This is a genomic window from Nocardia tengchongensis (genome assembly GCF_054781395.1).
Map to the genome: position 1 here is coordinate 110,361 of NZ_BAAGUM010000017.1, position 10,961 is coordinate 121,321.

Annotated in this window: 9 protein-coding genes; 4 read left to right on the forward strand and 5 right to left on the reverse strand. The window is 67.7% G+C overall.

What is annotated here, in order from left to right:
• Window positions 1-145: 145 nt before the first annotated feature.
• Together ACYVKL_RS31565 and ACYVKL_RS31570 are read right to left on the reverse strand one after the other, a co-directional pair.
• Window positions 146-1,015, reverse strand: a complete 870-nt coding sequence (locus ACYVKL_RS31565; protein ID WP_379167758.1) for an SDR family NAD(P)-dependent oxidoreductase — start codon at window positions 1,013-1,015, stop codon at window positions 146-148.
• A gap of 23 nt (window positions 1,016-1,038) precedes the next feature.
• Window positions 1,039-2,703 (reverse strand): GMC oxidoreductase, encoded by a 1,665-nt coding sequence (locus ACYVKL_RS31570; protein WP_460773627.1) that lies wholly within the window; start codon window positions 2,701-2,703, stop codon window positions 1,039-1,041.
• Window positions 2,704-2,765: 62 nt separating this feature from the next.
• Here ACYVKL_RS31570 and ACYVKL_RS31575 point away from each other — a divergent pair, with 62 nt between their 5' ends.
• Window positions 2,766-4,061, forward strand: a complete 1,296-nt coding sequence (locus ACYVKL_RS31575; RefSeq protein ID WP_379167756.1) for a cytochrome P450 — start codon at window positions 2,766-2,768, stop codon at window positions 4,059-4,061.
• A 7-nt stretch (window positions 4,062-4,068) separates the two neighbouring features.
• Here ACYVKL_RS31575 and ACYVKL_RS31580 read toward each other — a convergent pair whose 3' ends face one another.
• The 3 genes from ACYVKL_RS31580 to ACYVKL_RS31590 all read right to left on the reverse strand — a co-directional run bounded on the left by ACYVKL_RS31580 (window position 4,069) and on the right by ACYVKL_RS31590 (window position 8,340).
• Window positions 4,069-4,704 carry a hypothetical protein gene (locus ACYVKL_RS31580; RefSeq protein WP_379167754.1) on the reverse strand — a complete coding sequence of 212 codons (636 nt, stop codon included), beginning with the start codon at window positions 4,702-4,704 and terminating at the stop codon, window positions 4,069-4,071.
• Between the two features lie 142 nt (window positions 4,705-4,846).
• On the reverse strand, window positions 4,847-6,643 hold the full coding sequence (locus tag ACYVKL_RS31585; RefSeq protein ID WP_379167752.1) for an alkyl/aryl-sulfatase: 1,797 nt from the start codon (window positions 6,641-6,643) through the stop codon (window positions 4,847-4,849).
• 8 nt (window positions 6,644-6,651) lie between these two features.
• The gene (locus tag ACYVKL_RS31590) at window positions 6,652-8,340 is read right to left on the reverse strand and encodes a SulP family inorganic anion transporter (protein WP_379167749.1); all 1,689 of its coding nucleotides are present in this window, start codon (window positions 8,338-8,340) and stop codon (window positions 6,652-6,654) included.
• A gap of 209 nt (window positions 8,341-8,549) precedes the next feature.
• On the opposite strand from ACYVKL_RS31590, the gene ACYVKL_RS31595 reads away from it, so the two are divergent.
• The 3 genes from ACYVKL_RS31595 to ACYVKL_RS31605 all read left to right on the forward strand — a co-directional run bounded on the left by ACYVKL_RS31595 (window position 8,550) and on the right by ACYVKL_RS31605 (window position 10,960).
• Window positions 8,550-9,089 (forward strand): TetR/AcrR family transcriptional regulator, encoded by a 540-nt coding sequence (locus ACYVKL_RS31595; RefSeq protein ID WP_357192515.1) that lies wholly within the window; start codon window positions 8,550-8,552, stop codon window positions 9,087-9,089.
• A gap of 100 nt (window positions 9,090-9,189) precedes the next feature.
• The gene (locus ACYVKL_RS31600; protein ID WP_379167747.1) at window positions 9,190-10,047 is read left to right on the forward strand and encodes a metal-dependent hydrolase; all 858 of its coding nucleotides are present in this window, start codon (window positions 9,190-9,192) and stop codon (window positions 10,045-10,047) included.
• Between the two features lie 31 nt (window positions 10,048-10,078).
• Complete coding sequence (locus ACYVKL_RS31605) at window positions 10,079-10,960, forward strand: metal-dependent hydrolase (protein WP_379167745.1); 882 nt, start codon at window positions 10,079-10,081, stop codon at window positions 10,958-10,960.
• The last annotated feature ends 1 nt before the right edge of the window (window position 10,961 follow it).

Consider the following 10,961-nt stretch of genomic DNA (forward strand, 5'->3'; position numbering starts at 1 on the left):
GACAGTATATGCCCACCGGTACATGGTGTATACGGTGCGACGTCGCAGTCGGTTCGGTCTCTACGGGCGTCGATATGGTCTATGGCAACGATTCGGCGACATTTGCTCTTCGATCGGACCACCGAATCAATTTCCATTTCTCTATTCAGTTTCGGAACCGATGTTCCATGAAGCGCTGGACCTGGTAGCGGTGCACGGCGGACCAGGCCTGGACCCGGACCGCCCACCAGGGGGCCACCTCGCGGGGTTTGGCGCTGACGGCGTGCGCGATCAGGTCGGAGGCTTCGTCGACGGTCAGGCCGGGGATCCGGCGGAAGTCGGTGGGGGCGCTCATTCTGGTGTGGACCAGTGGCATGTAGACCGAGGTGGTGGTGACGCCGTCGCCCGCGATCTCGGTGGCGACGCTGCGCAGCCAGACGTCGAAGGCCGCCTTCGAGGCGCCGTAGGCCGACCAGCGCGGACTCGGCGGCATCAGCACGCCCCAGGTCGAGACATTGACGATGTGCCCCTGCCCGCGTTCGCGCATGGCGGGCAACAGGGTCAGCAGCAGCCGTACCGGGCCGAGGTAGTTGATGTCGATGGTGCGGGTGAAGTCGTGGAAACGGTCGTAGGACTCGGCGATGGGGCGCCGAATCGACTTGCCCGCGTTGCTGATCACCACATCGATGTGCGAGTGCTCGGCCAGTAGCGTCCGGGCGAGCAGGCCCACGGCATCCATGTCGGTCAGGTCGGTCGGGTAGATGTGGGCCACGCCCCCGGCGGCCGTGATCTCGGCGGCCAGCCGTTCCAATTCGGGCCGGGAACGCGCCACCAGCAGCACCACCGCCCCCGCCGCGGCGAGCTTGCTTGCACTGGCCTTGCCGATGCCATATGAGGCCCCGGTCACCAGCACTACCTGGCCGGTGACGGCCGTCCGCAACGACTCCGCGGAGGGCCGGAATGTCGGGTAGAACAGCCGGATCGCCACCCGCTCGGCGCGTGAGCGCCGACCGTGTGCGACCGGAGTCTCGTCCACCAATCGACTGTAGCGCTCGGCGACTACCCTCCGGAACCGATGATCTGTTCGATATTGCGCTCCGCCAGCGCGCTGATCGTCAATGAGGGATTGACCGTTCCGGTGCTGCCGGGCACCGACGCCCCATCCATCACGTAGAGGTTCCGGTATCCGCGCACCCGGCCGTATTCGTCTGTCGCGCGCCCGATTACCGCGCCGCCCAACGGGTGTGCGGTGATCGAGGCGTCGGCCTCCAGTTCGGGTCGGGAGATCGGTTCGCAGTGACAGCTCATGGTGTCGTTGAACTCGCGGGCTCGGGCGAGATAGCCCGCGGCGCCGTCGGGTGGCCACAGCAGGTCCACCCGCCCGTTGTCCGGGTCGCAGACGAACCGGCCCCGGGTGTCGTCGAGCACGATGCCCAGCGATGCGACCAGACCGGTGTCGAAGGGTGATGTACCGGGGACGAACCAGCTCTCCAGTGACACGGGTGCGCCCGTCTCGTCCAGGATTCGGCTCGTGGAGGGCGTGCCCTGTGTGCCCACCTCGAGCGTGGTGAGCGGTCGCGCCAAGGCGACATCGCCGTTGCCGCCCCAGCCTTCGCCGATGTGCTCGTTGAGGTTCGGCAGCGCGCCGGTCGCCTGTGCGCGCACCAGAAGCTCGGAAGTGCCGACGGAGCCCGCGGCCAGGAACAGCATGTCGCAGGTCAGCGTCCGGGTGCGGAGCACCTCGCCGGTCGGGGCCAGTTTGGTCACGGCGACGGCATAGCGACCGGGCGATCCCGGTTCCGCGGCGATGGTGTCCACGCGATGGCCCGGGTAGATCCGCGCGCGGCCGGTGTCCTCGGCAGCGCGCAGGTAGTTCTGGTTCAGATCGAACTTCGCGCCGTTGGAGTTGCCGAGGTCCGAACAGCCCACCGTCGCCGACGGCAGCGATCGCCCGGCCAGCTCGTCGCGGATGACGTCCCACCGCCAGGTGCCGTCGATGCGCTGCGGCGCATATCCGGCCGCGCGGGCCTGCGCCTCCCAGGCGCGGGAGTGCGCGAACGCGGGGGAGTTGTAGATATCTTCCGGTATCGTGCTGGGCTGCAACATCTTTCGAGCCCTGGGGTAGTAGACGTCGTGCATCTCGCGATAGTCGACCACGCCGCGGAACACCTGATCGAAGAACCGCTGCTCCGGCTCGATCGTCACTCCGGTGAACACGACCGAGCCGCCGCCGACGCACGCGGCACGCCACACATCGATGCCCGGGTAGGTGGACACGTCGAGAACCCCGCCGAACGAATCGACGGCCACCGGGATCCGGTTCGCCCCGGTGAAGGTGGTGCGATGCCAGAAGCCACGGCCGTCCGGAATCGTGTCGACGGCGAAGATGTCGCGCCACGGATCGTTGGGCCAGCGCGATCCGCGCTCGAGTACCGCGACGTCGACCCCGGCCTGCGCCAGGCGCAGTGCTGCGACCGCCGCTCCGAACCCTGATCCGACGACGATCGCGGGGACGTGATCGGCCGGATCCGGCAGCGGCGCGAAGATCTCCGGCACCAGCGCGCGGTAGATCGGCGTAAGCGGGCTCTGGCCGGGACTGTCCGCCCGTGCGGCAGGCGTGGCCGCGCCGATGCCCGCGAGACCCAGCATCGCCGCCGATCCGATCACACCGGTGACGAAATCGCGCCTGCCCATGGCGGGCCGGGCGCCTGATCCGGAGGTCACGCCACGGTGCCTGGGCCATCCCATAGCGAATCACTATCATAAAAAGTGGGTCGGAGGTGACAATGTTGACTCGCACGTGGACGCGATGGCTGCTCATGCACGGTCTCGCGCGGACTTATGTCCAGGCGTCGGCGCGCCGGGGTTCGCCCCTGGGGAACCTGGCCCGCGGCTCGGAGGGCCTGCTCGGTTCATCGCCGGCTATCGAGGAGATCCGGCGACGCGGCCGGATTCCCAAGATGTCGGGTGTGCACATCACCGCGGATTTCGAAGTGTGCCGCCTCATCCTGCGCGACCGGCGTTTCGGCGTGGTGTCGCCCAATCACCCGGCTTTGCCGAAGCCGGTCCGCTGGCTGCTGGCCAAGACCGATCTGGGACTGCCCAACCTCGGGGAACCGCCCTCGATGCTGGTGACCGATCCGCCGGATCACACCCGGTACCGGCGCATGGTCGGGAACGTCTTCGGCCCGAAGTCGATCGCCACGCTGGAGGAGCGCATCGCCGAAGTGGCCGATGACCTGATCGACCGCCTGGAATCGAAGCCTCGCCCCGATCTGATCACCGACTTCTCCGCGCAGATGCCCGTCACGATCATCGCCGAAATCCTCGGGCTGCCGGCCGACATGCATTCGACGCTGCTGAAGTGGGGAGACTCCGGGGCGCCGCTGCTCGAACGAGGTTTGTCCTGGGCCGTCTACCGCGACGCGGTCAAAGATCTGGCCGAGGTCAAAGAGTACTTCGATCAGCACTTCGATGAGCTCACCGTCGCGCCGCGCGACGACGTGCTCAGCATGCTGGTGGCCGATGACGTACTCACCCGCCGCGAGCAGATCGCCAACGCGGCCCTGCTGCTGGATGCCGGATTCTTGACGACGGTGAACATGCTCGGGAACGGAATCGCCCTGCTGACAAGCCATCCGGACCAGCTGGAACTACTGGCCGACCAGCCGTGGCTGTGGCGGAACGCGGTCGAGGAAGTGCTGCGCTACGACGGTCCCGTCCGGATGACCGGCCGGGTCGCGAACTGCGACGTCGACTTGGACGATGAGCGCATCCCATCGGGTTCCCTCGTCCTGCTGTCCCTGGCCGGGGCCAACCACGATCCCGACGTCTTCCCTGACCCGGACCGCTTCGATGTGACCAGAGACAATGCCGCGGAACATCTTTCGTTCGGCAGTGGGATCCATGGCTGCCTGGGCGCCCGGCTCGCCCGGCTGGAGGGCAGCGTCGCGCTGCGCGCCCTGTTCGATCGGTACCCGGACCTGCGCCTGGACGGCCCGCCGATCCCGCATCCGCTGCGCAACCTGCACGCCTACGCGTCCATGCCCGCCGAACTGGGCGCGGCGAGGACCCCGGGCTGAGGCTCTTTCACTCGGGGGCCAGGTGCTTTCGCCGCGAGACGATGTAGATGCCGACGACCAGGGCCCACATGGGCAGGACCCATGCGATGCGAATTTCGGTGGTCACCGCGATCAGCATGAAAAGCGCTGCCGCCGTCGACATCAGGGTCAGCCAGCGCGGGAGTGCGCGGGTGACGCGGCCGAGATTCGCCAGGGAGAGCATGAAGACCGCGCTCAAGCGGGGCGCGATGACAGTGATCAGGATCATGCCCAGGCCGTGAGCGGCCGGGTAGGCGTCCGCGGCGGCCGCCGGGCTCACCTGCTGGGCGAGGGTGGCCGGCACCGCGAAGGCGGCCACGGAGGTGAGCAGCAGGCCGATGAGAATCACTCCGCTGCCGAGGAATACGGTGGCGAACAGCTGATCCTCGCGCTGCCCCAGGCGGCGGCGCAGGGTGCCGATGAACCACAGCAGCGCGATCGAGGCCACCACCATGATCAGCACCACGCTGGTGAGCCGGGTGCGGTTGCCGGACTGGGCGAACCACTGCTCCACGGCCGCGTGATCCGCGCTCCAGCCGGGCATGCCGCGCAGCATCTCCACCCCGATCAGGGTGAGTATTGCGAAGACGATTCCGGTGAAGCCCATGGCTTCGATCGAGGCCATGCGGCCGGTTCCCCGCGGGCTTGGCGCCGTCGCGTTCATGTCCTCGTTCCTTGTCTGCTCGGGTGGATTCGGTGGGGGCGAGTGATGTCCGGACCGCCTCGACGCGTGCCGAGGCGGTCCGGACACCGTGGGTTCCAGCAGATCAGGGCGTGACGATCGCGAAGTTCGGGTCGGCCTTGTCCATCAGGCCGCCGAGCCGCTGCCACACCCCGGTGTCGCCCTTGGCCTGCAGGCCGTCGAACTTGCCGGTGGCCATCAGCTGCAGCAGGCCGAGCTTGGTGAGGGTGACGTCGAGATCGGCGTCGCGCTTGCGGGTGGCGGGGTAGTGCACGAGCGCGCCGTTGCTCAGCTCCATCCGGTAGTCCTCGCCGCTGTCGGTGAAATGCCAATCGATGCTGAACTTCTCGGCCCACGCCTTGGATCCGACGATGTTCAGCGACAGGGTGTCGAACAGCTGGGTGACGCTCATGGCCAGGGCCACCGCCTGGCTGGCGGTCAGCACGGTCGGGGTGATGCCCTGGCGCAGTTCCTGTGCGCCGGTGAGGAAACAGTTGCGCCAGGTGGCATTCTCGGAACCGAAGCCGAGCCGGTCGAAGACCGTGGCCAGGGCTTCCTTGGCCCCGGCGTGGGACGGGTCGGCGAAGACGGCGTGGCTGCCGAGTTCGGCCGCGAAGCGCAGGTCGCCCTGGTCCGCGAATTCCTTCACCTTGGCCACGGTCGCGTCCACGCCGCCGAGCAGTTGCACGTATCGGGTGGCCTGCTCGGTCGGCGGGTGCAGCCACAGGTGCGCCGGGTTGGCGTCATACCAGCCGACATACCGCTGGTAGACGGCCTTGACGTCATGGCTGATCGAGCCGTAGTAGCCCCGGTTGTTCCACTGCGCGGCCAACTCCGGCGCGAGCGGGAAGTCCTCGGCGATCTCGGTGCCCAGCTCGCCCTGGTTCATCCGCCGCACGGTCTGGTCGTGCAGGTAGGCGTAGGTGTCGCGCTGCTGGGTCAGGAACTCCTCGATATTGTCCCGGCCCCAGGTCGGCCAGTGGTGCGAGGCGAACACGACGTCGGCGCGGTCGATGAACATCTCGATCGCCTCGGCGATGTAGCGCGACCACATGCGGGCATCGCGGACCTGCGCGCCGCGCAGGGTGAGGATGTTGTGCAGGGTGTGGCAGGCGTTCTCGGCCATGCACAGCGCGTTGCGGTCGGGGAGCAGGAAGTTCATCTCGGCGGGTGCCTCGGTGCCGGGGGTCATCTGGAAGATGAACCGCACCCCGTCGATGACCTCCTCCTGCCCGGTCTCGGTGATGTCGAGAGTCGGTGCGAGCAGACCGAATTCACCGGCCGAGGCGACCGGGCCGAGACCCATGCCGACCAGACCCTTCGGGTCGCGCGGGAGATTCGCGCCCGCGTAATACATGCCGCGGCGCAGCATGGCCGTACCCGCGTAGACGTTCTCGGAGATGGCGTGTTCCATGAAGTGCTCGGGCGCGATGATCGGAACGGTGGTGTCCTGATCGACGACGCCGAGTACGCCACCGAAGTGGTCGGCGTGCGGGTGGGTGTAGATCACGGCGGTCACCGCCCGGTCGCCGCGGCTTTCGCGGTACAACTTCAGGGAGGCCGCCGCGGTCTCGGCGCTGACCAGGGGGTCGACCACGATCACGCCGTTGTCGGATTCGATCAGCGTCATATTCGAAATGTCCAGGCCGCGAACCTGGTAGATGCCCTCGCACACCTCGTACAGGCCCTGCATCGCGGTGAGCTGGGACTGCCGCCACAGGCTCGGCAGGACGGTGTCGGCGCCCTCGCCCCGGAGGAAATCGAAGGAGTCCGCGTCGTAGGCCACGCCGCCGTTCCTTCCGGGAATGACGCCCGGTTCCAAGCGGGCGAGGAAGCCCCGGTTGGCATTGTCGAAATCGGCGCGGTCGTCCACTGCTGTCATGTGCCACCTCACTGTTGGGTACTGCGACTGTCGATCCAATCGGTTCCGAGCTCGACGGCTTTGGTGACCGGCCCGAAGATCTCGGGCTCGGACTCCACGATGCTGTCGACGCCGAGCTCGTCGGTGAGCCCGGTGTGCTTCATGACCTCGGCCAGCTCCGGCTGGACGCCCGCCAGCACGAGTCGCCCACCGGCGTCGCGCAATTGGCGGTTGTAGCGTTCGAGCAGGCGCAGGATGGCCGAGGAGGGGATGTCGGGCATGGCCCGCAGGACCAGCACGAGGACGGCGTTGCGGGCCGCGGACACCTCGGGCAGGGCCGCTTCGAGCCGGGGGAGTTCGGCGAAGAAGCTGGTGCCGCGGTAGTCGAGGACGGTGACCTCGCCGGGCGGAAGCTGTTGCGGGACATCGGTGGTGCGCCAGTGCCCGGCCGCGTCGCGGGTGAGCCCGACCAGCTGGATCTGGCGCGCCGCCTGCACGCAGTACAGCAGCAGCGACAGCACCGCGCCGATCACGATGGCCTGCTGCAGCGGCAGCTGGGTGGTGGCGGCGAAGGTGGCGATCATGGCGGCGGTGGACAGCTTCGAGGTGTGCCACACCAGGCCGATGTCCTTGACCTTGCCCCAGATCAGCTCACCGCCGACGACCAGGATGAGACCGCCGATCACCGGCATCGGGATGCGTTCGGCCAGACTGCCGCAGGTCACCACGACCAGCGCCAGGAAGACACCGGAAATCACACCGGCCCAGCGGGTTCGAGCGCCCACCCCGGCCGCGACGCCGGTCCGGGACAGCGAGCCGCCCGAGGGCAGCGCCGAGAACAGGCCGCCGCCGAGATTCGCGACGCCCTGCGCGGTGAAGTCGGCGTTGACGCTGGAGCGGCTGCCGTCGGGATTGGGCATGGAGGGCGCGACGCTGGCGGCCTGGGCCAGCGCGACCAGCGCCACCGACAGCGCCCCGGCGGCCAAGTGCGGCATGGCATCCCAGTTCGGCAGCGACAGGCCCGGCAGCGCGCCCGGGATGCGGGCGATGTCGGAGACCAGCTCGACGTCGGTGCCGAGGATCGCCACGACGACGCTCACCACGACCATGGCGACCAGCAGCGCCAGCGCCTCGATCTTGGGGATCAGCCGCGCCAGCGCCCACACCGCGATGGTTGCGACGGCGACCCAGGTGGCCGCGGACTGCCAGTGGCCGATCCCGGTCAGCCAATTCCATACCTGCACAAGCTTGTTGTGCCCCGGCGGCTTGTACCCGGTGGCGTCCTTGAAGACGCCGGTCATGATCTGCAGCGCGATGCCGGTGGAGAAGCCGACCATGACCGCGTTGGACACGAAGCTCATGACCACGCCGAGCCGCAGCACGCCCATGAGCACCATGACGACACCGACGAGCAGGGTGAGCGCGGCCAGATTCCCCGCGTCGTGCGGATCGAGTCCGGCGGTGGCGATGGCGGATTGGCCGGTGAGGGCGATGGCGCTGGTCAGAGTGGTGACCATGAGGACGGTGGAAGCGGTGAGCGAACCCAGGATCGGCGGCACTACGCCCGCGTAGAGTCCGGCGACCGGATTGAATCCGGCGATGGAGGCGTAGGCCATGCCTTCGGGGATGCTGAACAGACCGGTCGCCATTCCGGCGGTGAGGTCCTTGGCTGTTGGTTTGCCGAGACGTTGCCCTAGTCGTGCCAGGCCGGTGTCCACGCGTTTGTCTCCTCGCTCGCCGATCCCTCGGCGAAAGGCTCAAGACCTGTTCAAGTCGAACGCGCCACACCGCGCCTCAAGACAGCCTTACATGGAGCGGGCGAACTTCCGGCAAATTGATATGGGTCTGTTGCCGGGAATTGACCCTGGACGAAGCCGTGCCTACGTCTCAGGATGAGACCTGATCTTCATCGGTGAGGAGTGGCATGGTGGCCGAGCAACGCGTGGACTGGCTGACGGGTGGGGTACGACGGTCTGCCGCCTCGGACCGGATCGTCGCGGTCGCCTCGGACCTGTTCCAGACTCGGGGCTTCGACCGGGTCGGCATGGACGACGTGGCCGGAGCGGTCGGTTGCTCCCGCGCCACCCTCTACCGCCACTTCCCGGGCAAGGCGGCGCTGTTCGACGCGGTCATGGCGAAGTCGGCGGTCGGGGTCGCCGAACGGGTGGCCGCGACCGTGCGGCGCTACGAGGGCTCGCGGCGGATCGTGGAGGCGATCCTGGCCTCGGTCGCGGCGGTGCGCTCGGATCCGGTGCTGGCCAAGGGCTTCGCGGGCACCCGCGCGGGCGGCAGTGACGGGGCGTTCGCGAGCTCGCCGGAGCTCGGGCGGATCGCGACCCTGCTCACCGGTATCGCGCCGGATGACGAAGCGGTGCAATGGATCGTGCGGATCGTGCTCTCGCTGCTGACCTGGCCGCTGGCCGACGCCGCGAGCGAACGGCGGATGGTGGAGCGCTTCATTCGCTGAATCCGGGGCTCGGCAGGCCTTGTCTACTGTCTGGGACAGTCCTACACTGGGTATATCGAACACGCGGTACCAGGTACTGCGTGCATCAAGGATGGTCCAGATGGCGAATACCCTTCCGGCGCAGACCTATCCCCGGGCCCGCCGCATCAAATTCCGATTCGATCGTGCTTCGAACGACAAGTACTTCGTCGAAAACGACATGGTCTACAGCCATTTCGTGGCCGGCATGTCCGGCGGCTTCCCGGCGGGGGAGGAATCCTTCATCCGCTCGGTGCGCCGGGTGGCCGACCGCGTCACCGATCCGGTGCTGAAGAAGCGGGTGACCGGCTTCGTCGGGCAGGAGGCCATGCACGGCCTCGAACACCGCAGACTCAACGAAAAGCTGGTCGAGCTGGGCTATCCCATCGCCTGGCTGGACTCCGAGGCCGCCAAAGAACGCATGCTGTGGATCGAGGAGCGGGTGCCGCCCGAAGTGCACCTGGCCATGACCGCGGCGGCCGAGCACTACACCGCGGTACTCGCACAGCGGGTGCTGGCCAGCGACGAGATCCAAGCCATTCCGGGCGATCCGGAAGTGTGGAATCTGCTGAATTGGCATGCGCTGGAAGAACTCGAGCACAAATCGGTGGCGTTCGACGTGTTCCGCGCGGTCGGCGGCACCGAGCGCACCCGCATCGGGGTCATGCTCGCCATGTACTCGCTGACGCTGCCCCTGACCTATCTCAGCCTGGCGCTGGCCGTCGGGCGGGACCCGGTCGCGCGCCGGCAGCCGGTCCGGGTCGCGCGCGAGGCCTACCGGCTGCTCACCGGGCCCGTCTTCCGCGGCCTCATGCCGGAACTGGGCAAGTACCTGCGGCCGGGGTTCCACCCCGACGACATCGACACCGCCGCCCTGCTGTCGCGTTGGCAGCGTGAGCTTTTCGGCGCCGACGGCCAACTCCTCGACCACTTGAAGTAACCACAACTCCATTGCCAGAAAGGACCGGCCAATGACGATCGGTCGGCAGGACTCCATGTCCCTCATGCCCTACCCGAAGGTGCGGCGCATGCGATTCCGGTTCGGTGAACCCGAGCCGATGGCGCACCAATTCGTGCGCGGCGACATCCCTTTGACGCATCTGATCGCCGTCCTCTCCGGCGCCTTCCCGCCCGGCGAGGAATCGTTCATCCGCTCGGTGCGCAAATTCTCCGGCCAGGTCACCGACCCCGTGCTCAAGAAACGAGTGGCCGGATTCATCGGGCAGGAAGCGGTGCACGGGCAGCAGCATCGACGGTTGAACGAGCAGCTCATCGAGAACGGCTTCCCGATCGTGCGGCTGTTCACCTTCGCCCACGGCGCGCTGCGCGAGCGCGGGGTGATCGCGGTCGAGAACGCGGTGCCGCCCGAGGTGCACCTGGCGTTCACCGCGGCGGCCGAGCACTACACGGCCACCCTCGCCAAACGCATTCTCAGCAGCCAGGAGATCCAGGACATTCCGGGTGATCCGGAAGTATGGCGGCTGCTGAACTGGCATGCCTACGAGGAACTCGAGCACAAGTCCGTGGCCTTCGATGTCTTCCGGACCACCGGCGGGACCGAAGTGGTGCGGATCGGGGTGATGGCGGGGCTGTACGTGCTCACTATTCCACTGGTCTCGGTCGGCGTGTTCGCCTCGATCCTCAGCGATCCGCGCAGCTGGCGGCCCTTCAAGGTGGCGCGGCAGACGGTGCGGCTCGCTCGCGGCCCGATCGTGAAGGGCCTGCTCACCGAAATGCGGCCCTACATGCGGCCGGGCTTCCATCCCGACGACATCGACACCGATGGGCTGCTCGCGCAATGGCAGCGGGAGCTGTTCGGCGCGGACGGCGAACTGTCGGATCGCATCGGCTGAA